Annotated in this window: 16 protein-coding genes; 13 read left to right on the top strand and 3 right to left on the bottom strand. The window is 73.0% G+C overall.

All coding sequences use genetic code 11. The features are described from left to right. Positions 1-801: 801 nt before the first annotated feature. Complete coding sequence (locus tag GD632_RS06675; protein WP_152190096.1) at positions 802-2,163, bottom strand: 6-phospho-beta-glucosidase; 1,362 nt, start codon at positions 2,161-2,163, stop codon at positions 802-804. Next, positions 2,160-2,909, bottom strand: a complete 750-nt coding sequence (locus GD632_RS06670) for a DeoR/GlpR family DNA-binding transcription regulator (protein WP_152190093.1) — start codon at positions 2,907-2,909, stop codon at positions 2,160-2,162. Before GD632_RS06670 ends, GD632_RS06675 begins: the two co-directional genes overlap by 4 nt. Positions 2,910-3,015: 106 nt before the next feature. On the opposite strand from GD632_RS06670, the gene GD632_RS06665 reads away from it, so the two are divergent. From GD632_RS06665 to GD632_RS06645, 5 genes are all read left to right on the top strand, one after another. Continuing rightward, complete coding sequence (locus tag GD632_RS06665; RefSeq protein ID WP_152190091.1) at positions 3,016-4,092, top strand: carbohydrate kinase family protein; 1,077 nt, start codon at positions 3,016-3,018, stop codon at positions 4,090-4,092. A 65-nt stretch (positions 4,093-4,157) separates the two neighbouring features. Then, a complete protein-coding gene (locus tag GD632_RS06660; protein ID WP_152190089.1) occupies positions 4,158-5,549 on the top strand; it encodes an ABC transporter substrate-binding protein in 1,392 nt (463 codons plus the stop codon). Between the two features lies 1 nt (position 5,550). Then, on the top strand, positions 5,551-6,483 hold the full coding sequence (locus GD632_RS06655; RefSeq protein ID WP_152190087.1) for a carbohydrate ABC transporter permease: 933 nt from the start codon (positions 5,551-5,553) through the stop codon (positions 6,481-6,483). Then, positions 6,480-7,298: a carbohydrate ABC transporter permease gene (locus GD632_RS06650; protein WP_152190085.1), complete on the top strand. Its 819-nt coding sequence runs from the start codon at positions 6,480-6,482 to the stop codon at positions 7,296-7,298. The genes GD632_RS06655 and GD632_RS06650 overlap by 4 nt, the downstream gene beginning before the upstream one ends. Before the next feature lie 105 nt (positions 7,299-7,403). After that, on the top strand, positions 7,404-10,634 hold the full coding sequence (locus GD632_RS06645; RefSeq protein ID WP_193311378.1) for a PIG-L family deacetylase: 3,231 nt from the start codon (positions 7,404-7,406) through the stop codon (positions 10,632-10,634). A gap of 71 nt (positions 10,635-10,705) precedes the next feature. On the opposite strand, the gene GD632_RS06640 is transcribed toward GD632_RS06645, so the two are convergent. Next, a complete protein-coding gene (locus tag GD632_RS06640) occupies positions 10,706-11,455 on the bottom strand; it encodes a GntR family transcriptional regulator (RefSeq protein WP_226924675.1) in 750 nt (249 codons plus the stop codon). Positions 11,456-11,734: 279 nt separating this feature from the next. Here GD632_RS06640 and iolC point away from each other — a divergent pair, with 279 nt between their 5' ends. The 8 genes from iolC to GD632_RS06600 all read left to right on the top strand — a co-directional run bounded on the left by iolC (position 11,735) and on the right by GD632_RS06600 (position 22,301). Continuing rightward, positions 11,735-12,727 carry a 5-dehydro-2-deoxygluconokinase gene (gene iolC, locus GD632_RS06635; RefSeq protein ID WP_152190080.1) on the top strand — a complete coding sequence of 331 codons (993 nt, stop codon included), beginning with the start codon at positions 11,735-11,737 and terminating at the stop codon, positions 12,725-12,727. Further along, positions 12,714-13,580, top strand: a complete 867-nt coding sequence (locus GD632_RS06630; protein WP_152190078.1) for a Cgl0159 family (beta/alpha)8-fold protein — start codon at positions 12,714-12,716, stop codon at positions 13,578-13,580. Before iolC ends, GD632_RS06630 begins: the two co-directional genes overlap by 14 nt. Then, positions 13,577-14,461 (top strand): 5-deoxy-glucuronate isomerase, encoded by an 885-nt coding sequence (gene iolB, locus GD632_RS06625; RefSeq protein ID WP_152190076.1) that lies wholly within the window; start codon positions 13,577-13,579, stop codon positions 14,459-14,461. The genes GD632_RS06630 and iolB overlap by 4 nt, the downstream gene beginning before the upstream one ends. Next, on the top strand, positions 14,458-16,359 hold the full coding sequence (gene iolD, locus GD632_RS06620) for a 3D-(3,5/4)-trihydroxycyclohexane-1,2-dione acylhydrolase (decyclizing) (RefSeq protein ID WP_152190073.1): 1,902 nt from the start codon (positions 14,458-14,460) through the stop codon (positions 16,357-16,359). The genes iolB and iolD overlap by 4 nt, the downstream gene beginning before the upstream one ends. A gap of 25 nt (positions 16,360-16,384) precedes the next feature. Continuing rightward, the gene (locus GD632_RS06615) at positions 16,385-17,884 is read left to right on the top strand and encodes a CoA-acylating methylmalonate-semialdehyde dehydrogenase (RefSeq protein WP_152190070.1); all 1,500 of its coding nucleotides are present in this window, start codon (positions 16,385-16,387) and stop codon (positions 17,882-17,884) included. Between the two features lie 20 nt (positions 17,885-17,904). Continuing rightward, positions 17,905-18,921 carry an inositol 2-dehydrogenase gene (gene iolG / locus GD632_RS06610; RefSeq protein ID WP_152190068.1) on the top strand — a complete coding sequence of 339 codons (1,017 nt, stop codon included), beginning with the start codon at positions 17,905-17,907 and terminating at the stop codon, positions 18,919-18,921. Next, entirely contained in the window at positions 18,918-19,781 is an 864-nt protein-coding gene (locus GD632_RS06605; protein ID WP_152190066.1) for a TIM barrel protein, read from the top strand. Before iolG ends, GD632_RS06605 begins: the two co-directional genes overlap by 4 nt. 135 nt (positions 19,782-19,916) lie before the next feature. After that, positions 19,917-22,301, top strand: a complete 2,385-nt coding sequence (locus tag GD632_RS06600) for an amidase family protein (RefSeq protein ID WP_226924674.1) — start codon at positions 19,917-19,919, stop codon at positions 22,299-22,301. Positions 22,302-22,312 lie beyond the last annotated feature (11 nt).

The raw sequence follows: 22,312 nt of genomic DNA, 5'->3' as shown, positions 1-22,312 counted from the left end.
GCGGAGGCGACTGCCCGGGGTCGTCGTACGCGTCGGCGGCGTCCTCCTCGCGGGCCCACAGCTCCTCGAGGCGGCGCAGGGACTGCTCCCCGACCGGCTCGTAGGTGCTCGGGTCCTCGAGCCAGGCCGCGTGCGGGTCGAAGTCGTCGATGGTGCTCACCGACCCCACCCCCTGGTTTCGACCGCTCTGCCGTCCTGCTCCCAAGGCTAGGACCGACCACTGACATCCGAGCTCCGTCCGTCCTCAGGGCAGCTCGAACCTCCGCAATACAGAGCGGCACCGCAGAAGAGGCGCGAGGCGAGCCACAGCGTCGCCATCGCACTGGTACCGACCAAGGCGTCCCGCTCCCGTTTGACAGCACGGTGTGACAGGCCACGCAGAGCTGCGCTGTCGGGGCGCAGCGCGGCACCGTCGGACACTCCGCGCGTTACCGAGCTTCTATCGACCGATCAAGGATCCTTTGCGGAAGACCGCCAATCGCCTCGTCGTGGCCGCGGAGCACTTCGCTGGACCGGGGTGACTCCGTCGGGCGGTGGGCGCCGACGTGCGCCGGTCCCGCCCGTCGTCGCCGCTTGGGGCTGGCGGGCACCGCACTGGCAAGGGCATCGCCGCGCTCGTGCCCGTCGCCGTGGACTTGGGCCGGTCTGGCGAGGCGCCTCGTCTACGGAGAACTCAACGTCGTCGAGAGCAACGCCGTGCTCGCCACCCGCGACCTCTGCCGAGTGCGACCGCGCGACGATGGTTGGCCCACGCCTGGCTGCGGGACCCGCTCTTCGCCCCGTGGGGCGGTGCGCAAGGGCTCAGCGCAGGCGGGCGGCGACGTCCGGCATGGCGGCGCAGTAGTCCTCGACCAGCTGGCGGGCGACCTCGGTGGAGTCGACGAGCGGGTGGTTGGCGAAGGCGCGCCAGGCCAGCTCGCGCGAGCCCTCGTCCAGCGCCCGCAGGATCAGCTGCTCGCTCGCCTTGACGGTCGTGATGAGCCCGGCCATCTCCCCGTTGAGCGGCGCGACGGGGTGGGGGCGGACGACCCCGCGCTCCACTGTGCACGGCACCTCGAGGACGGCCGCTGCGTTGAGCTGCGGGACGAGCAGCTGCCCGCTGCCCAAGGAGTCGTTGCCGACCCCGAGGATCATCGTCGCCGCCTCCCCGGTGGCGAGGCCGGTCATGAGGTCGAGCGCGACCTCCTGGTACCCGCCGCCCTCGACGTCCTCGGTACGCCGACCGTGACGCTCCTCCTCGGGACGCGACTCGTTCATGTAGCTCGACTCGCGGTCGTGCCGCGTCGCGTCCCAGATCTGCAGGGCGCGGTCCGGCGCGGCCGCCGCCTCCCGGTAGAAGGCGCCCTGCTGGACGTCGAGGAACTCCCCACGGGTGGGCTCCCCGCCGGTGATCCGTTCCATCGCCTCGCGGTGGCGGTAGTAGTAGAAGAGGTACTCGTTCGGGATCGCGCCGATCGCGCGCACCCAGTCGAAGCCGAGGAGGCGCGCCTCCTCCATGCCGTCCAGGTGCTCGTCGGAGGCGAGCAGCTCGGGCAGGACGTCGCGCCCGTCGACGACCAGGGTGCGCAGCCAGCCCAGGTGGTTGAGGCCGACGTAGTCGAAGTCGACGCGCCGCGGGTCCTGCCCGGACACGCGCGCCGCCCGGCGCATGAGCCCGATCGGGGTGTCGCAGATGCTCACCACCCGCTCACCCAGCACGCGGCGCATCGCCTCGGTGATGATGCCGGCGGGGTTGGTGAAGTTGATCGTCCACGCGTCCGGGGCGTGGGTGGCGATCTCCTCGGCGAGCTGCAGCGCGTGCGGCACGGTCCGCAGCGCGTACGCGAGCCCGCCGGGGCCCACGGTCTCCTGCCCGAGGACGCCGAGGCGCAGCGCGGTGCGCTCGTCGGTGATCCGCCCCGCCGTCCCCCCGATACGGATCGCGGAGAAGACGAAGTCGGCGCCGGCGAGGGCCTCGGAGAGCGTCGTCGTCGTCCGCACCCGCGGGGGGCGGGCGAGGGACGGAGCGAGCTGGGCGAGGACGCTGCCGACGACGTCCAGCCGCTCGGCGGAGACGTCGTAGAGCCACAGCTCGTCGACGCGCAGCCGCGCGTCCCCGGCCGAGAGGGCCTGGAAGATCTGGGGGACGCGGAAACCGCCGCCGCCGATGACCGTGAGCTTCACGCTGTGATGACCTCCGTGCCGCTTGACCTCAGGGCGTCGAGCCCGGGCGAGCTCGACGTGGAACTGGTGACGAGGGTGTCGATCCCCTCCGGGCCGCACACGGCGAGGATGCCGGAGCCGGGGAACTTGTCGTCGTCGGCAACGAGCACGCGGCGCTCGGAGGCCGCCAGGATGGCGCGCTTGACCGGCACCTCGATGCTCGTGGAGTCGAGGACGCTGCCGTCGTCCCGCACCCCGCTCGTGCCGAGGAAGGCGATGTCGGCGGTGATCTGACCCAGCGCCTGCTCGGGCAGGGAGCCGACGAGGGAGTGGTAGGAGCGGCGCAGCACGCCGCCGAGGACGACGAGCTCGACGACGGCGTCCTCCCGCAGCTCGTCGACGACGGCCAGGGAGGCGGTGACGACGGTGACCTGGCGCCCACGCAGGTGACGGGCCACCTGGACGACCGTCGTGCCGATGTCGAGGACGACGACGTCGTTGTCCCGGACGAGGGACGCGGCGAGGGCGCCGATGCGCTCGCGCCCGGCGGTGCGGTCCCCGGCGACGGCTTCGAAGGGCCGCGCCTCGGGCTCGACGGCGCCGCCGCCGCGGACACGTTGGAGCCGGCCCTGCTTGCTCAGTAGGTTGAGGTCCCGGCGGATCGTCGACGTGCTCACCCCGAAACGCGCCGCGAGACGCCCGACGGCGACCTCGCCGTGGTCGTGCAGCTCGGCCAGGATCGCGTCCCGACGGGTCGTGGTCAACACCTGAATGAGATTAGCAGAACCGAGCATGAGCGGGCATGACTGTGCATAGAATGTCCGGACATGGAACCGGCGCCAGGCGGCGTCGTCCGCAGGGAGAGGAGCACGCGTGACCGACGAGCCCGTGGGGGAGACGGAGGCGCCAGTCCTCGACGTCTTCCTGTCCGGACCGCTCTTCCTCGACGTCGTCTTCTCCGGTCTCCCGACGCCGCCGCGGCCCGGCACCGAGGTGTGGGCGAGCGGCATGGGCTCCCTGCCCGGCGGCATCGCCAACCTCGCCGTCGCGGCGAGCCGCCTGGGTCTGTCGACCGGCCTGGCGACGGGCTTCGGCGGCGACGTCTACGGGCGCTGGTGCTGGGACATCCTCTCCGACGAGGCCATCGACCTCTCCCGGTCCACCCGCATCGCCGACCAGCACACCTCGGTGACCGTCTCCCTCGCCTACGACGGCGACCGGTCGATGATCACCCACGGACACGACCTGCCGGTGAGCTACGACGAGCTCATCGGCGACCCGCCGCCGACCCGCGCCGTCATCATCGACCTCGACGACGAGCGCGCCCGGGAGCGCTGGTGGCGGGAGGCGCGCGCCGCCGGGGCGAAGGTCTTCGCCGACCTCGGCTGGGACCCCTCGGAGAGGTGGGACGCGGGCCGGCTGGCCGCGCTCGAGGACTGCTACGCCTTCCTCCCCAACGCCGGTGAGGCGATGGCCTACACGCGCACCGACAGCCCGCAGGCGGCGGCACGCGCCCTCGCCGACCGGGTCCCGCTCGTCGTCGTGACGATGGGGGCGGAGGGCGCCGTCGCCATCGACTCCGAGACGGGCGAGGAGTGCCACGTGCCGGCCCTCGACGTCGAGGCCATCGACCCCACCGGGGCGGGTGACGTCTTCGTCGCCGCGTTCGCCCGCGGCTCCCTCGCCGAGTGGCCGCTGGCGCAGCGGCTCCGCTTCGCGGCCCTGTGCTCGGGTCTTGCCGTCCAGGAGTTCGGCGGCTCCCTCGCCGCTCCCGGCATCGGTGACCTCCACGACTGGTGGCAGCGGCTCGACACGGCGCGCGCCGAGGGCGATCCGGCCGCCGGGGCGCTGCACGACCACTACCGTTTCCTCCCGGACGTGCTGCCGGCCCGGCCTGGACGCGTGACCCGCCGGGCGGAAGCGACCTTCGCGCTCGAGTCCGACCTCTGAGCGAGTATCAACGGGGATCACCGGGCGGTACCCACCACCGCCCACGACGAAGGAGAATCAGCACCATGAGCCCACTACGAACCCGCCGCTCCACCGGCGTCGTCACAGCCGCCGTGGCGACTCTCGCGCTCGTCGCGGCGTGCACCCCCGGAAGCGGCGGCAACGACGACGAGACCGAGCCCGCCACCGACGGCGGCACGACGAGCGGGGAGGTCGTCACGGACATCTCCGGACTCGGTGACGTCACGCTCGTCGTGTGGGACCAGGAGGTCCGTGGCGGTCAGAACGAGCAGATCGAGCAGCTCAACGCCGCCTTCATGGAGGAGTACCCGAACGTCACCATCGACCGGGTCACCCAGTCGAACGACGACCTCACGACCACCCTGCGGCTGGCGCTCACGGGCGAGGACGCCCCCGACGTCACCCAGGTGAACAACTCGCGCTCGCAGATGAGCCAGTACGTCGCGGCCGGTCAGCTGCTCAACCTCGACCCGTACGCCGAGGCCTACGGCTGGACCGAGCGCTTCCCCGACTCGGTGCTCCAGAACACCCGCTACTCCGAGGACGGCGTCACCTTCGGCGAGGGCTCCGTCTGGGGCCTGCCCCAGGTGGGCGAGGTCGTCGGTGTCTACTACTCCAAGTCCAAGCTCGAGGAGCTCGGCCTCGAGGTGCCCGAGACGTGGGCGGACTTCGGCGAGCAGCTCGGCACCATCGCCGAGGCAGGCGAGACGCCCATGCTGCTCGGCAACCTCGACCAGTGGCCCGCCGCGCACGTCTTCGGCCCGATCCAGGGCGCCCACGTGGACCCCGAGGAGATCCGGGCGCTCGGCTTCGGCAACGAGGGCGCGAGCTGGGAGACCGAGGAGAACCGCGCCGCAGCCGAGGAGCTCCAGTCCTGGATCGACGCCGGCTACTTCAACGAGGGCTTCAACGGCGCCGACTACGACGCCGTGTGGCAGTCCTTCACCGAGGGCGCCGGGGTCTACCTCATGGCCGGCTCGTGGATCGGCCCGGACGTCGAGGCCGCCATGGGTGAGGACGTCGGCTTCTTCGCGCCGCCGCCCGTCGAGGCCGGCGCCGGCAAGGTGACGACCGGGGGCACCGGGATCCCCTTCGCGGTGACGGCACGCTCGCAGAACGCCGACGTGGGCGCGGCGTACATCGACTTCATCACGAGCGAGGAGGCCATGGCCGTGCTCGCCGAGACCGGCAACATGCCGGTCGTCGAGACCGCCGAGTACATGCCCGAGGCCGGCCTGCAGGCCGACATCTACGCCGCCTACGGCGAGGTCACCGAGGACGGCGCCCTGGTGCCCTACCTCGACTGGGGCACGCCCACGATGAGCGACACCCTCGGCCAGTCCCTCCAGTCCTTCATGGGCGGACAGCTCGACGTCGACGGGCTGCTCGCCGCGCTCGAGGCCGACTACAGCGAGTTCGTCGCCTCGGCGGAGTGACATGACGGCCCAGCCACGGGGCATCGTCGCGCCCGTCCCGCGGGCGGCCCGCAAGGGTCGCCCGCGGGGGCTGGGCCGGTTCGGTCTCACCCCCTACCTCTTCCTCGCCCCGGCCTTCGTCGTCTACGCGGCCTTCCTCCTCTACCCGCTGGGCCGGGCCGTGCAGATCTCCCTGTTCGACTGGGACGGGCTGAGCCTGGCGACCTTCGTGGGCCTGGACAACTACGTCGACGTCATCGCCGACGACCGCCTGCGCCAGTCCTTCTGGCACGCCCTCGTCCTCATCTTCTTCTTCTCCGTCCTGCCGGTGGCGATCGGCCTCGTCCTCGCGGCGCTCCTCGTGCGCGCCCGGGTCCGCGGCCTGCCCTTCTTCCGCACCGTCGTCTTCCTCCCGCAGGTCATCGCCATGGTCGTCGTCGCCGTCGCGTGGCGGCAGATCTACGCGCCCGACGGCCAGCTCAACACCCTGCTCGACGCCGTCGGGCTCGGCTCCCTCACCCGGGCGTGGCTGGGAGACTTCACGTGGACGCTGCCCGCCGTCGGTTTCGTCGGCACCTGGGTCTCCACGGGGCTGGTCACCGTGCTCCTCATGGCCGGCATGGCCAGGGTGCCGCAGGACCTCTACGAGGCCGCCACCCTCGACGGCGCCGGAGCGGTCCGCACGTTCCTCGCCATCTCGGTGCCGGCGGTCCGCGCGGAGATCGTCGTCGCGCTCACCCTGACGATCATCGCGGCGCTCAAGACCTTCGACCTCGTCTACGTGACCACCAGGGGCGGCCCGGGCACGTCGACGACGGTGCCGAGCTACGAGGTCTACCGCCGCGCCTTCATGGAGGGTGAGGTGGGCTCGGCGGCCGCCGTCGCCGTCGTCCTCACGATCCTCATCTTCGGCATCAACCTCGCCGTCAACCTCATCGGGGAGCGGGAGCGGTGAGGGTCTCCGCCGGGGAGCGCCTCGGGAACTACGTCATCCTCATCGCGTTCGCGGCCTTCGCGCTCGCGCCGATCGCCACCATCCTCACCACGGCCCTCGGGCCGGAGACGCCGCAGGACGCCGCCACGGGCGGCCCGGTGCACTGGGAGAACTTCGCCAGGGCGTGGGAGCAGGGCAGGTTCAGCGAGTACATGGCCAACTCGCTCCTCGTCGCCGCCGTCGTCGTCACGAGCGCGGCGGTGCTGTCGATCATGGCCGGCTACGCGCTGGGCGCGTTCGTCTTCCCCGGCTCCCAGGTGCTCTTCTACGTGTTCCTCCTCGGCATCATGGTCCCGGCCGAGGCGATCATCGTCCCGCTCTTCTTCGACTTCCAGGCGCTGGGGCTGACGAACACGATCTGGGGCATCGCGCTGCCGCAGGTGGCCCAGTCCGTCGCCTTCGGCACCTTCTGGATGCGTGCCTACTTCCGCGGCGCCAACCGCTCGATCATCGAGGCGGCCCGCCTCGACGGCGCCGGGCACCACCGGGTGCTGTGGCAGGTGCTGCTGCCGGTGGCCCGGCCCGCGGTCGTCACCCTCGTCCTCCTCACCTTCATGTGGACGTGGAACGAGTTCCTCATCCCGCTGGTCATGTCGCCCAACGCCCAGCTGCGGACGGCGCCGCTCGGCCTCGCGCTCTTCCAGGGCCAGTACACGCAGGGCACGGTGCTCCTCGCGGCCGGCGCGGTTCTCGTGGCCCTGCCGATGGTGGTCCTCTACCTCTTCCTCCAGCGTCACTTCATCCGTGGCATGCTCGAGGGAGCGGTCAAGGACTGAGCAGGTGCTTGCACAAGTGAGCATCGCGTCGTTAGGTTGTCCGCACAAAGTCCAGTGATGGGCGTCACGCGCAGACGACGTCGTCTGCTCGACGAGGAGGTAGTCGTGAAGAGAGGCATAGCCGCCGCAGCCCTTGCGGCGCTGGCACTGGGGGCGTTCGTCCCGACGGCGTCGGGTGACGAGACGCCACCGCTCACGGTGGACGAGCCCTCGATCGCCACCGAGGTCTCACCGAACAAGATCGACGTCATGGGCATCTGGGCCCACCCCGACGACGACGCGAGCTTCACCACGCCCTGCGGCGTCTGGCACGACAGGTACGACGTCCAGTGCGGCGTCATCATGCTCACCCGGGGCGAGGGCGGGTCCAACTCCGTGGGCGACGAGCAGGGCCCCGCGCTCGGCCTGCGCCGGGAGAACGAGGACCGCACCTCCCACTACCGCTCCGGGACCGTCGACATCTACAACATCGACGCCGTCGACTTCTTCTACAACACGAGCGCTGCCCTCACCGAGGACGTGTGGGGCTCTGAGCGCGTCCAGCGCCAGGTGGTCCACGTCATCCGCCAGACGCAGCCCGAGATCCTCACCGGCTTCTCGCCGTCGCTGGCATCGGGGCACGGGCACCACCAGTACGCGGGCCGGGTCGTCTGGGAGGCCGCGCAGATGGCCGCCGATCCAACCGCCTTCCCCGAGCAGCTCACCGGCCCGGACGCCGTCGACGTCTGGCAGGTCAAGACGATCACCTCCGGCGCCTCGACCCAGGGCGAGGGCGGCACGGCCGGACCGGGCTGCAACGACGGTTTCGTCCCGGCGCCGACCAACCCCTTCACCGTCGTCGGCACGTGGAGCGGCTACGACTCCCCGTACACCTGGCTCCCCGGCAACGTCCAGGGCCAGGAGCCGGGCACGGCCCAGACGTGGGCCCAGGTGGGCCGCGAGGGCAACCGGGCCCACCCCACCCAGGCGCGCGTCAAGCACACCGGGATCTGGGAGCCGCAGTGCCTGCGCTACGGCATCGCCGAGTCGCGGGTGCCCTTCCAGCCGAACGGGTCCCCGGAGAACGCGCGGGACGACGCCATCCTCTTCGGCTCGGTCATCGCCGACCCCGGCGGCATGCCCCTCGGATCCACCTACGACCTCGTGGTCGACGGCGACTTCCAGGCGCCGGGTGAGCCGTTCGAGGTGACCGTCAACGCGCGGTCCGGCGCCGGCACGATCGGCGCCGGCGCCGTGACGCTCGACGTCCCCGTCGGCTGGGCGGTGTCCGACCCGCAGGACCTGGGGCCGGTCACCGACGGCGCGCAGACCTCGGCCACCTTCACCGTCACGCCCACCGCCGACGCGACCCCTGGCCGGTACAAGCTCTCGGCGTTCTTCGACAACGGCGCCGTCACCGCGTACAACGACACGCGCATCGATCTCGTCCCCGGCGTCGAGGGCCGCTTCGAGCGCTGGGGCAACTACGCCGAGTACGAGGAGTGGGCCGAGGAGTTCACGTGGGTCGGCGGGCGCTCCGGCGCGAACTGGAAGATCGGCGCCGGCGAGACCATCTCGGTGCCGGTCGTCGTCACGAACCGCACGAGCGAGCCGCAGAGCGGTGAGGTCTCGGCCGCCGTCGAGGCTCCGCTCGAGATCTCCGAGCCCGCGACCTTCACCGACATCGCGCCCGGCGCGGAGACGACGGTGACGCTCACGCTCACCCACACCGACCCGACGTCCCTCGGCCTGGAACGGGACGCCCTCACGGTCCCGATCACGACGACGAGCGGGGCCGGCACGAGCACGGACGCGATGACGCTCGTGGTCGTCCCGACGACGGTGATCCCCGAGCTCGACACCGCACCGTCGGTCGACGGCGCGGCGGACGACGCCTACGGCGCAGCGCTCGACGTCAGCCGCCGCTGGGAGGGCGCGGACTGCGCCCCGGACGGCGTCGACTGCGGCACGGGCAGCTACGCGCGCGCCGGCTGGCACGGCGACGACCTTTACCTGTTCGTCAACGTCGTGGACGACGTCGCGAGCGCTGCCGCCACGCCCGAGCGCTGCTTCGGCCACTGGCTCGTCGACTCCGTCGAGGTGCTCCTCGACCCGCTCGGCGGGTCGCGCGACACCTCGACCACCTTCAAGACCGGCATCATGCCCGTCACCGACGACCCGACCGGCGCCGCCGGGCAGGGCCCGGACGGCCCGTGCTGGAGCCGGGACGCCGACGCCCACCAGGGCTTCTCGTCCGGGCCCCTGGCGGACCTGGTCGAGGAGGGGCCGAACGCACCGGGGCAGGAGGTCGCCGTCGACGTCGACATCGCGGAGGACGGCACCTACGCGGGCGGGGCGTACACGATCGAGGTGAAGATCCCGCTCGGCAACCTCCCCGCCGGCTTCGCGACGAGCGCAGCCCCGACGGGCGACGCCGCAACGAACGAGATCGACCCGGACTACCTCGGGTTCAACGTGACCCCGTACGACTCGGACAACCAGGACTTCATCGGCGACACCCGCCTGGCGTGGTCACCGTGGGGCAGCCAGCAGTCCGAGCCCTTCCGGTGGGGCCACGCCTACCTCGACGGGTACACCCCGCCGGAGGGTCGGCCGACCGAGCCGCAGGCGCCGATCATCCCGGACACCGCGCTGCTCGGCGTCGAGTCGCCGCAGACGATCCACCAGTCGGCGACCCGCGGTGTGACGATCTCCGGGCTGCCGGCGAGCCGGGCGATGACCGTCGACGACATCGAGATCGACGAGGAGGACGTGGCGATCAGCGTCACCTCCACCGAGCCCGGCACCGTCCGCGCCTTCCTGTGGCACGGGCAGCACGAGATCATCCCGGTCTGGGTCTCCAGCTGTGAGGGCGACGAGTACGGGTTCTCTGCGTGCTCGCCGGAGGACGGGGAGGCCGCCCCCTGGGCGCCGGACATGGGCGGTCGCCTGCTCGGGGCCGGCATGCTCGAGATCGAGGCGGGCGGCACGCTCGAGATCGGCATCGACGCCGCGACCCACGAGGCGCTGCGCGAGGACGGGTCGATCCTCATCTCCTTCCAGTCGGAGCAGGACGAGGTCAACGCCTGGCACTACCCGGTCATCGAGGGAGAGCTCCCGACCGAGGAGCCCACCGAGGAGCCGACGACGGACGAGCCGACCGAGGAGCCGACGACGCCGGCTCCCACGGACGGTCCGACGACGCCGGGTGCTCCCACCACCCCGCCCGCCGGCGGCGGGCCGGGCGGGCTGCCGTCCACCGGTGCGAACGTCGGCACGGTCGCGCTCGTCGCGCTGCTCCTGGCGCTGGCCGGCGGCGGGACGGCCCTGGCGGTCCGCCACCGCCGCACCCGCTGAGCACGGTGGGGACGCCCCGGCCTCCGGGGCGTCCCCACCCGCGCCCGCCGACAGTCGAGGTGCCGCCGCGCCTACCGTGCGAGGAGTGTCGTCTGGAACGTGTACCGGGACGCCCGGTAGATGTGACGCCCGAACTCGACGACCGTGTCGCTGTCCGCGATCGCCAGCCGCTCCATCGTGAGCACCGCCGCGCGGGCCGGCTCCATGAGGGTCCGTGCCTCCGCGGCCGTCGCCTGGCGGGCGCCGATCGTCTGGTGGGCCAGCCGCAGCCGCACCCCCCGTTCACGCAGCGCGGCGTACAGGCCGGCCCGCTCGAGGTCCGCGCGGGAGGGCGCGAGCTCGGTGCGCACGTAGTTCGTCATGAGGGCGAGCGGCTCGCCGTCGGCGTAGCGCAGGCGACGGACGACGACGACGTCGGTCCCCACCTCGAGCTGCATCCTCCCGGCGATCTCGTCGTCGGCGGGACGGAGCTCGTGCTCGAGGACCTCGGTGCGCGGCTCGCGGCCGGCCGCCGCGAGGTCGTCGTGGAGACTGGTGAGCTCCACGGAGCGGCGGATGAGCTCGGGGGCGACCTCCGTGCCCACCCCGCGCTTGCGCACGAGCATCCCCTTGTCGACGAGCTCCTGGAGGGCGCGCCTGGCGGTGGGCCGCGAGACCTGGAGCCGGTCGGCCAGCGCGAGCTCGTTCTCGATCCGCGTGTGCGGCGGCAGCTCGCCCGAGACGATCGCCTCCTGCACCACCGAGGAGATCTGGTGGTACAGCGGCACCGGGCTCGCGCGGTCCAGGTGCACCTGGGGGCGGTACATCTGCGGCGGCGTCATGGGTCCATCCTTGGATCGGCGACGAGGTGTCGGGGTGGCGGGCGAGATCCAGCTGTCGGCGAGAAGTCGGCTGTCGGTGACAACTCTGCTGTCGGCGACGGGAGGAGGGCGGGGGACGGGGGCCAGTTGTCGGGACAACCCCATCCTGCCACTGCGGCGGGCTCCCGGACGGGACATCAGTTTGTCACGACAAACGGTTGACCGGACGGAGGGGCTGGGGAAGAATCGAGGCGTCCACGGGCCGCGCGCAGGAGCGCGGCGCGAGATGAGGAGAGTGCGATGACGAGCTCGGCCCCACCGGAGGTCCTCACCTTCGGACGCAGCGGTGTCGACATCTACCCCCTGGCGACGGGAGTGGGCCTGGAGGACGTCGCGACCTTCGGCAAGTTCCTCGGGGGCAGCCCCACCAACGTCGCCGTCGCCGCCGCCCGCCTCGGGCGCAGCGCCGCCACCATCACCGGCGTGGGCGACGACCCCTTCGGGCGCTACGTGCGCCACGAGATGGTCCGGCTCGGCGTGAGCGACGCCTTCGTCGTCACCGACCCGACGCTCCACACCCCGATCACGCTGTGCGAGATCTTCCCGCCGGACCACTTCCCGCTCTACTTCTACCGCGAGCCCAGCGCACCGGACCTCCAGGTGCGGCCCGAGGACGTGCCCGTCGACGCCGTCCGCGGCGCCGGGGTCATGTGGTTCACCGTGACCGGCCTGTGCGAGGAGCCCTCCCGCTCCGCCCACCACACCGCCATCGAGGCACGCGCCCGCCGCCCGCTCACCGTCCTCGACCTCGACTACCGCCCGATGTTCTGGTCCTCCCGCGAGGAGACGACGACGGCGGTCCGCGAGCTCCTCCCGGGCGTCACCGTCGCCGTCGGGAACCGCGAGGAGTGCGAGGTGGCGGTCGGGGAGAGCGACCCGGACCGCGCCGCGGACGCGCTGCTCGAGGCGGGCGTCGAGCTCGCCGTCGTCAAGCAGGGCCCGCTCGGGACGCTGGCCAAGACCCGCGAGGAGCGCGTCGAGGTCCCGCCGACCCCGACGGAGGTGGTCAACGGCCTCGGTGCCGGGGACGCCTTCGGCGGCTCCCTGTGCCACGGCCTGCTCGCCGGCTGGTCCCTGGGCCGCACCATCGCCTCCGCGAGCGCCGCCGGCGCCATCGTCGCCGCGCGGCTGGAGTGCTCCACCGCGATGCCCACCGAGGAGGAGCTGCTCGAGGTCCTCGACCACGGCGCGCGCCCGCAGGACGTCGAGAGGCGGGTACGTGCTCACCGTTGAGGAGATCCGGCACGTGCGCCTGCACGAGCCCGGGCGGATCGCCCGGGCGCTGGCGGAGAGGCCGCGCGGCCGCCTGCCCGTGCCGGGCACCAAGCTCATGGTCATCGCCGCCGACCACCCCGCCCGCGGCTCCCTCGCCGCCGGCAGCTCCGCCATGGCGATGGGGGACCGGCGCGAGCTGCTCCGCCGCTGCGCCGCGGCCCTGGCCCGCCCGGGGGTCCACGGCTTCCTCGGCACCGCCGACGTCGTCGAGGACCTCACGCTCATGGGCGCCCTGGACGGCAAGCTCGTCTACGGCTCGATGAACCGCGGCGGCCTGCGCGGCTCGCGCTTCGAGATGGACGACCGGTTCACCGGGTACACCGCCCGCGCCGTCGCGGCGTCGGGCCTCGACGGCGGGAAGGTCCTCATGCGCGTCGACCTCGAGGACCCGGGCTCGCTGCGCACCGTGGAGAGCACGGCCCGCGCCGTCGACGAGCTCGCCGCCGCCGGCCGCACCGCGATCGTCGAGCCCTTCCTCTCCCGCCGCGAGGACGGCCGGGCGGTCAACGTCCTCACCACCGAGGCCGTCGTCACCTCCGTCGCGATCGCCGCGGGCCTCGGCGGGACCTCCGCGCACACCTGGCTCAAGCTCCCGCTCGTGCCGGACATGGAGGCCGTCGCCGCCGCCTCGACCCTCCCGGCGCTCATCCTCGGCGGTGAGGTGAGCGCTGACACCGAGGCCACCGCCGCCGGCTGGGCGCAGGCGCTGCAGCTGCCGGGGATCGAGGGGCTCGTCATCGGTCGCGCCCTCCTCTACCCCCACGACGACGACGTCGAGGGTGCCGTCGACCGGGCGGTGGCACTCCTGTGAGCGACCTCGTCCTGCGCGCCGGCGACACCGCCGGCGGCGCCTACGCCCTCGACGTCACCCCCGAGCGCGCCGGGTGGCGCTTCAGCGGCCTCAAGGTCCTCGACCTCACCCCCGGGGCCAGCGAGACGCTGGACACCGGGCCGGACGAGATGGTCGTCCTGCCGCTGTCCGGCTCCTGCGCCGTCGAGGTCCAGGGCGCCACCTACCCGCTCGCCGGCCGCCCCGACGTCTTCACCGCCGTCACCGACTCCCTCTACGTCCCCGCCGGCACCACCCTCACCGTCACCTCCGCGGGCGGCGCGACCCTCGCCCTCCCGACGGCGCGCGCCACCCGCCGTCGTCCCGTCGCCTACCAGGGCGCCGACGGCGTGCGGACCGAGCTGCGCGGCGCCGGGCAGGCCTCCCGCCAGGTCAACGACTACGCGATGGCCGGCGGGCTCGGGACCGACCGGCTCCTCGTGTGCGAGGTCCTCACCCCGGGCGGGAACTGGTCCTCCTACCCGCCGCACAAGCACGACGAGCACAGCGAGGTCGAGCGGGCGCTCGAGGAGATCTACTACTTCGTGGTTCGCCCCGGGCCCGACGGGCCGGGCGTCGCCTTCCACCGCACCTACGGCACCGCCGGCCGGCCCCTCGACCTCCTCGCCGAGGTGCGCTCCGGGGACGTCGTGCTCGTCCCGCACGGCTACCACGGCCCCTCGATGGCCGCGCCGGGCTACGACCTCTACTACCTCAACGTCATGGCCGGGCCCGCGGAGGACCGCACCTGGCTCATGACCGACGACCCGGCGCACGCCTGGGTCCGCGGCACGTGGGAGGACCAGGTCGTCGACCAGCGCCTGCCCATGACCCGTCCCGTCGAGCAGGGGGGCACGACATGACCGAGACGACACCGACGACCGTGCGCCTCACCGTGGCCCAGGCACTCGTGCGCTTCCTGTCGGTGCAGTACACCGAGCGCGACGGCGTGGAGCACCGCCTGTTCGCCGGGGTGATGGGGATCTTCGGCCACGGCAACGTCGCCGGGGTGGGCCAGGCCCTCCTGGAGAACGAGCTCGACCGCGGCCCGGGCGAGGAGCACCTGCGCCTCTACCAGGCGCGCAACGAGCAGAACATGGTCCACACGGCGGTCGGCTACGCCCGCACGGCCGACCGGCTGCAGACCCTCGCCTGCGTCGCCTCCATCGGGCCCGGCTCGACGAACATGGTCACCGGTGCGGCGCTCGCGACGATCGACCGCATCCCCGTCCTCCTCCTGCCCTCCGACACCTTCGCCACCCGCCGCCCCGACCCGGTGCTCCAGCAGCTGGAGAACGAGCAGCACCTCGACGTCTCGGTCAACGACGCCTTCCGTCCGGTCTCCCGCTTCTTCGACCGCGTCCACCGCCCCGAGCAGCTGCCCGCCAGCCTGCTGGGGGCGATGCGGGTCCTCACCGACCCCGCCGAGACCGGGGCCGTCACCGTCTGCCTCCCGCAGGACGTCCAGGCCGAGGCCCACGACTGGCCCGCCGAACTCTTCGCCCGCCGTGTGTGGCACGTGCCCCGCCCGGCGCCCGAGCCGGCGGCACTCGAGCGCGCCGCCGCCGTCATCCGCAGTGCCAGGCGCCCGCTCCTCGTCGCCGGCGGCGGGGTCGTCTACTCCGGGGCGAGCGCGGCGCTCACCGCGCTGGCCGACGCCACCGGCATCCCCGTCGTCGACACCCAGGCCGGCAAGGGGGCGATGAGCTGGGAGCACCCCTGCGCGGCGGGCGGGGTGGGGTCCACCGGCAGCGCCGCCGCCAACGCGCTCGCCGCGGAGGCCGACGTCGTCATCGGCGTCGGGACCCGCTACACCGACTTCACGACGGCGTCACGCACCGCCTTCCGCCACCCGGACGTGCGCTTCGTCAACCTCAACATCAAGGCCTTCGACGCCGCGAAGCACGCCGCCGAGATGGTCGTCACCGACGCGCGCGCCGGGCTGGACGCGCTGCGCGAGACGCTCACGGGACACCGCGTCGAGGAGGCCTACTCCCGGCGGGTCACCGAGCTCGTCACGGACTGGGCCCGCGTCACCGAGGAGTGCTACCACCGTGGCCACGGCCCGCTGCCCGCCCAGACCGAGGTCTTCGGGGCGCTCAACGAGCTCATGGGGGACGAGGACGTCCTCGTCAACGCCGCCGGCTCCATGCCCGGTGACCTCCAGGCCCTGTGGCGGGCGCGCACCCCCGTCCAGTACCACCTCGAGTACGGCTACTCGTGCATGGGCTACGAGATCCCCGCCGCCATCGGGGTCAAGCTGGCGCGGCCCGACAGCGAGGTCGTCGCCCTCGTCGGGGACGGCAGCTACCAGATGGCCCCGCAGGAGCTCGCGACCGTCGTCGCCGAGGGGCTGAAGATCGTCGTCGTCGTCCTCGAGAACCACGGCTGGGCCTCGATCGGCGCGCTCTCCGAGTCCCACGGCTCACAACGATTCGCCACCGCCTACCGCCGCCGTGACCCCGCCACCGGCCTGCTCGACGGCGAGCCGCTGCCCGTGGACCTCGCCGCCAACCTCCGCAGCTACGGCATCGAGGTCCTCGAACCGCGGTCGGTCGTCGAGTTCCGCGAGGCCTACACCGCTGCCGCGGCGGCCCGGGAGACGACGGCGATCGTCATCGAGACCGACCTCGAGGGCCAGGGCCCGCCGTCGTCGGCCTGGTGGGACGTGCCCGTGGCCGAGACCGCCCGCCTGGACAGCACCCGCCGCGCCCGCCTCGAGTACGAGCGTGCCCGGCGCGACCAGCGGCCCTACCTGTGACCGCCCGCTGGGAGGAGAGGAAGCGATGAGGACAATCCACCACTGGATCGCCGGTGCACCCTACGAGGGCGCCGCCGAGGCGACCACCCCCGTCCACGACCCCGCCACCGGGGAGGTGAGCGGTCACCTCGCTCGCGCGGACGCCGCCGTCGTCGCCGAGGCCGTGCGGACGGCCGCCGCGGCACAGCGCGACTGGGGCGCCACCTCGCTGGCGCGGCGCACCGAGATCATGTTCCGGATGCGCGAGCTCGTCGTCCGGCACACCGACGACCTCGCCCGGCTCATCACGGCCGAGCACGGCAAGACGCTGGACGACGCCCGCGGGGAGGTGGGCCGCGGCCGGGAGACGCTCGACTTCGCCTGCGGGATCAACCAGGCGAGCAAGGGGGAGTACACCGCCGACGCCTCCACCGGCGTGGACGTCCACTCCCTGCGCCAGCCGCTCGGGGTCGTCGCGGGGATCACGCCGTTCAACTTCCCCGTCATGGTCCCGATGTGGATGCACCCCATCGCCGTCGCCACCGGCAACGCCTTCATCCTCAAGCCCTCCGAGCGCGACCCCTCCGCCGCGAACCTCGTCGCCGAGCTCTACCGCGAGGCGGGCCTGCCCGACGGCGTGTTCAGCGTGGTCCACGGCGACCGGACCACCGTCGACGCGATCCTCGACCACCCGGGGATCGCCGCTGTCTCCTTCGTCGGCTCCACCCCCGTGGCCCGGTACGTCCGCGAGCGCGGCGCCGCCCGCGGGAAGCGCGTCCAGGCGCTGGGCGGGGCCAACAACCACGCCATCGTCATGCCCGACGGCGACATCGAGTACGCCGCCGCGCAGATCGCCTCCGGCGCCTTCGGCTCGGCGGGGGAGCGCTGCATGGCCGTGCCCGCGGCCGTCGCCGTCGGGGAGGCCGGGGACCTCCTCGTCGCGGCGCTGCGCCGGGAGGCGGAGCAGATCGTCGTCGGCCCCGGGGACCGCGACGGCGTCGCGATGGGCCCGGTCATCACCGCCGAGGCGCGCGAGCGCGTCATCCGCTACGCCACCGAGGCGATCGAGGCTGGCGCCGAGCCGGTGGTCGACGGGCGCGGGCTCACCGTCGAGGGCCACGAGCAGGGCTACTTCGTCGGCCCCACCGTGCTCGACCGGGTGAGCCCGGACGTCGGGGCCTACCGCGAGGAGGTGTTCGGCCCACTCCTCACGGTCGTGCGCACCGAGAGCTTCGAGGCGGCCCTCGAGCTCGTCAACTCCTCCCCGTACGGCAACGGCGCGGCGATCTTCACCGCCTCGGGGGAGTACGCCCGCCGCTTCACCCACGAGGTGGAGGCCGGGATGGTCGGCGTCAACGTCCCGATCCCCACCCCGGTGGCGTACTACTCCTTCGGCGGGTGGAAGGATTCGCTCTTCGGGGAGCACCACGCCCACGGCCCCGAGGGCGTGCGCTTCTACACCCGCAACAAGGTCGTCACCAGCCGCTGGCCCCACGTGGACCGACCCGTGCAGGCGTCGATGAGCTTCCCCTCCACCACCGACTGACCTCGAGAGGACCCACCCCCATGGTGAGCATCGCCGTCATCGGCGCGGGCCGCATCGGCGCCGTCCACGCCGCGACCGTCGCGCGCCACCCCGACGCGGAGCTGCGGCTCGTCCACGACCCCGTCGGCAACGCGGCGGAGCAGCTGGCCGCCGCGCACGGCGCGCGCGCCACCCGCGACCTCGCCGAGGTGTACGACGCCGACGACGTCGACGCCGTCATCATCGGCTCACCCACCCCGCTGCACGTCGACCACCTCGTGGGCGCGGTCCGCGCCGGCAAGGCGGTGCTCTGCGAGAAGCCCGTCGACCTCGACCTCGCCCGGGTGGACGAGTGCATCGCCGCGATCGCCGGCCACGAGGACCGGGTAATGGTCGGGTTCAACCGCCGCTTCGACCCGACCTTCGCGGAGATCCACGCCCGCGTGAGCCAGGGCGAGATCGGCCCGCTCGAGCAGCTGACGATCGTCAGCCGTGACCCCGCCCCGCCGTCACCCGCGTACGTCGGCGTCTCCGGGGGCCTCTTCCGTGATATGACGATCCACGACCTCGACATGGCCCGGTACTTCCTCGGGGAGATCGTCGAGGTGAGCGCGGTGGGCCAGCGCCTGGACCCGGCCTACGCCCACCTCGAGGACTTCGACGGTGCCGTCACCACGCTCGTCGCTGCCAGCGGGGCCGTGGCGACGATCGTCAACTCCCGCCACTGTGCCACCGGCTACGACCAGCGCCTCGAGGCGTTCGGCCCGCTCGGGTCGCTGGAGGCGCTCAACCAGACGGCGGGTTCGGTGCGCCACTCGTCGGCCACCCACGCGGGCGCGGCGGCGCCGTACCTCGGCTTCTTCCTCGACCGGTACGCGACCGCCTACCGCGACGAGCTCGGTCACTTCGTGGACGCCGTGCGCACCGGCCGGGCACCGTCCCCGACGATCGAGGACGGGCGCGCCGCGCTCGTCCTGGCGGACGCCGCCACCCGCAGCGCCGCCACCGGTGAGCGTGTCCGCCTGTCCACGGCCGCGACGACGAGGAGCCACCCATGAGGATTGCCGGAGCACCCATCAGCTGGGGCGTGTGCGAGGTCCCCGGCTGGGGGCACCAGCTGCGCCCGGACCGTGTGCTCACCGAGATGGCGGGCCTGGGGCTCACCGCCACGGAGTTCGGCCCGCAGGGCTGGCTGCCCGAGGCGCCCGCCGCGCGGGCGCAGGCGCTGGCCCCCTACGGCCTGGCCGCCGTCGGCGCCTTCGTCCCGGTGGTCCTCCACGACCCGGGGCACGACCCGGTGCCCGAGGTGGACCGCGAGCTCGACAGCTTTGCGGCGGCCGGCGGGGACGTCCTCGTCCTGTCCGCGGCCTCCGGCCAGGACGGGTACGACGAGCGGCCCGCGCTCGACGACGCCGGCTGGGCCGCGCTGCTCGGCAACCTCGACCGGCTCACCGAGCTCGCCGCCACCCGCGGCGTGCGCGCCAGCCTGCACCCGCACGTGGGGACGATGGTCGAGCGGGAGGAGGAGGTCCGCCGGGTCCTCGAGGGATCGGTGGTCCCGCTGTGCCTCGACACCGGCCACCTCCTCATCGGCGGCGTCGACCCGGTGGCGCTGGCGACCGAGCACGCCGCCCGCATCAACCACGTCCACGTCAAGGACGTCCGCCTGGACCTCGCCCGGCGTGTCCAGCGGGGGGAGACGACGTACACCGACGCGGTGCGCCAGGGCATCTACACCCCGGTGGGCACCGGCGACGTCGACTTCGCCGCGATCATCTCCGCGCTCGGCGGCGCCGGCTTCGACGGGTGGTACGTCCTGGAGCAGGACACCATCCTCACGGCCGAGCCGCCGGAGGGCACCGGCCCCCTCGAGGACGTGCGGCACTCGCTCGAGCACCTGCGTGCGCTCGCGGGGTAGGGCGCGCGCGCCGGCCCGCACCTCCCCGCTGCTCGTCACGCGGTGGAAACGAGCGCTCACACGCCCGTAACGGAGCCCGAGCATGCTTCCGGTCAACGGTCGCGCGTGGCGACCGACGACACAGGGAGATGCCCCATGCATGTCGAGCTGCAGACCCACCTGAGGAGCAGACGCCGAGCCGTCACGCGCGCGTCGGCAGCCGTGCTCGCCGCGTGCGCCGTCGCTGCCGTGCCGGTCACCGGTGCCCTCGCCGCCCCCACGTCGGCGGCTGCCGCGACGTCGGTCCATGACGAGATCCCCCTCGACCTCGCGACGGCCGGCATCCAGGAGATCCAGGCCGCCCTCGCTGCCGGTGAGCTGACCTCGGTCCAGCTGACGCGGGCCTACCTCGAGCGCATCGAGGCGTTGAGCATCGACGGGCCGGCGCTCAACGCGGTGCGGTCCATCAACCCCGCCGCTCTCGAACAGGCGGCACAGCGCGACGCCGAGCGCGCCGCCGGGACGGTGCACGGGCCGCTCCACGGCATCCCGGTGCTGCTCAAGGACCTCATCGACGTCGCCGGCATGGCCACGACCGCCGGGTCGGTGGCCCTGGCGGACTCCTACCCGGCCGCCGACGCGCCGGTGACGGCTGCCCTCGAGGACGCCGGGGCGATCATCCTCGGCAAGGTCAACCTCACCGAGTTCGCCAACTTCATGACGAGCGGGATGCCGGGTGGGTACAGCTCCCTCGGTGGCCAGGTCCTCAATCCCTACGACACCAGCCAGAGCCCGAGCGGCTCGAGTGCCGGGTCCGGCTCCGCGGCGGCCGCCGCGCTGGCCACGGTCACCGTCGGCACCGAGACGTCCGGCTCGATCCTCAGCCCCGCCCGGGCGAACTCGAACGTCGGCATCAAGCCGACCGTCGGGCTCATCAGCAGGACGGGCATCGTGCCGATCTCGGCGACGCAGGACACCGCCGGGCCGATGACGCGGAGCGTGTACGACGCCGCCGCCCTGCTGACCGGCATGGTGACGGTCGACGCCGAGGACCCGGCGACGGCGGACAACCCGAGCGTCGGTGTCGACTTCACCGCGTCGCTGTCGACGACGGCCCTGGAGGGCGCCCGCCTCGGGTACGTCGAGTCCGACGACCCCGTCTACGCCGCCGCCCTGGAGACGCTCGAGGAGCAGGGCGCCACCCTCGTGCCGGTGCAGGTCGGGCGCTCCTCCGCCGGGAGCATCCTCACCAGCGAGTACAAGCGGGACATCAACGCCTACCTGTCCCGGCTGCCCGCGGACGCCCCGATGAAGACGTTGAGCGACATCATCGAGTACAACACCGAGCACGCGGGCGCCGCGCTGAAGTTCGGCCAGACCCTGCTGCTCGCCTCGCAGGAGGTCGACCTCGAGGACCCGGACACCTACGCCCAGTACACCGCCCAGCGTGACCAGCTCGTGAGCGAGTCGCGGGAGGCGATCGACTCCGTGCTCGAGGAGAACGACGTCGAGGCGATCGTCTCCGCGTCGGCGACGACCGGGACGGCGGCGAGTGCCGGTTACCCCTCCGTCAGCGTGCCCGCCGGCTACGCGGCGACCAACCGCCGCCCGGTCAACATCGTCTTCCTCGGCACCGCGTGGAGCGAGGCGGCGCTGCTCGCCCTGGCGTCGGACTACGAGGACGCGGCGCAGGTGTGGCGGTCGCCCGAGGAGATCAACCCCTCGCTGTTCCGGTGCACCGGCATCAGCGCGGAGACCGAGTGGGACGACTCGTGCGCCCAGAACCCGCCGAGCTGGCCGGAGGAGCCGGAGCCCGAGGTGCCGGGGATGCCCGAGGAGCCCGGTGAGCCGGCGACTCCGCGGACCGGCTTCTTCCTCAACGACGGCTGGGACGCGTGGGCCGACCACGTCTTCCGCTACGGCCGGTTCACCGACGAGGTCCTCATCGGGGACTGGGACGGGGACGGGACCGACACCATCACGCTGCGCCGCGGCCGGGAGTTCCACGTGTCCGACGCCCAGCGCGGCGGCGACGCTGACCGCACCTTCACCTACGGCCGCGCCGGGGACGTCATCCTCGTCGGTGACTGGGACGGGGACGGCATCGACACGCTGGCCGTGCGCCGCGGCAACGAGTACCACCTGAAGAACAGCGTCAGCGGTGGCCCGGCCGACGTCGTCGTCCGCTACGGCAAGGCGGATGACGCCGTCGTCGTGGGGGACTGGGACGGACGAGACGGTGACACCCTGGCGGTGCGTCGCGGGGCGACCTACCACGTGAGGAACAGCGTGACGGCGGGGGACGCGGACACGGTCTTCACCTACGGCCGGTCGGGGGACACCGTCCTCGCCGGGGACTGGGACGGTGACGGCGTGGACACCTTCGCGGTGCGCCGCGGAGCGACCTACCACGTGAGGAACAGCCTCACCGGTGGCGACCCCGACCTGGTGCTGACCTACGGGCGCAGCGGCGACGAGGTCTACGTCGGGGACTGGAACGGGGACGGGACCGACACCCTCGGCGTCCGCCGCGCTCCGTGACCGGCTGATGC

The organism is Georgenia satyanarayanai (genome assembly GCF_009193135.1).
Classification (GTDB): Bacteria; Actinomycetota; Actinomycetes; order Actinomycetales; family Actinomycetaceae; genus Oceanitalea; species Oceanitalea satyanarayanai.
The sequence above is the reverse complement of the archived record's forward strand: the minus strand, read 5'-3'. Positions and strand labels throughout refer to the sequence as shown.

What these genes read in the sequence shown, in the direction of transcription:
- GD632_RS06640 (WP_226924675.1), bottom strand. Translation starts at nt 11,455, where the DNA reads ATGACGCCGCCGCAGATGTACCGCCCCCAGGTGCACCTGGACCGCGCG.
- GD632_RS06660 (WP_152190089.1), top strand. Translation starts at nt 4,158, where the DNA reads ATGAGCCCACTACGAACCCGCCGCTCCACCGGCGTCGTCACAGCCGCC.
- GD632_RS06605 (WP_152190066.1), top strand. Translation starts at nt 18,918, where the DNA reads ATGAGGATTGCCGGAGCACCCATCAGCTGGGGCGTGTGCGAGGTCCCC.
- iolC (WP_152190080.1), top strand. Translation starts at nt 11,735, where the DNA reads ATGACGAGCTCGGCCCCACCGGAGGTCCTCACCTTCGGACGCAGCGGT.
- GD632_RS06600 (WP_226924674.1), top strand. Translation starts at nt 19,917, where the DNA reads ATGCATGTCGAGCTGCAGACCCACCTGAGGAGCAGACGCCGAGCCGTC.
- GD632_RS06615 (WP_152190070.1), top strand. Translation starts at nt 16,385, where the DNA reads ATGAGGACAATCCACCACTGGATCGCCGGTGCACCCTACGAGGGCGCC.
- iolD (WP_152190073.1), top strand. Translation starts at nt 14,458, where the DNA reads ATGACCGAGACGACACCGACGACCGTGCGCCTCACCGTGGCCCAGGCA.
- GD632_RS06655 (WP_152190087.1), top strand. Translation starts at nt 5,551, where the DNA reads ATGACGGCCCAGCCACGGGGCATCGTCGCGCCCGTCCCGCGGGCGGCC.
- iolG (WP_152190068.1), top strand. Translation starts at nt 17,905, where the DNA reads ATGGTGAGCATCGCCGTCATCGGCGCGGGCCGCATCGGCGCCGTCCAC.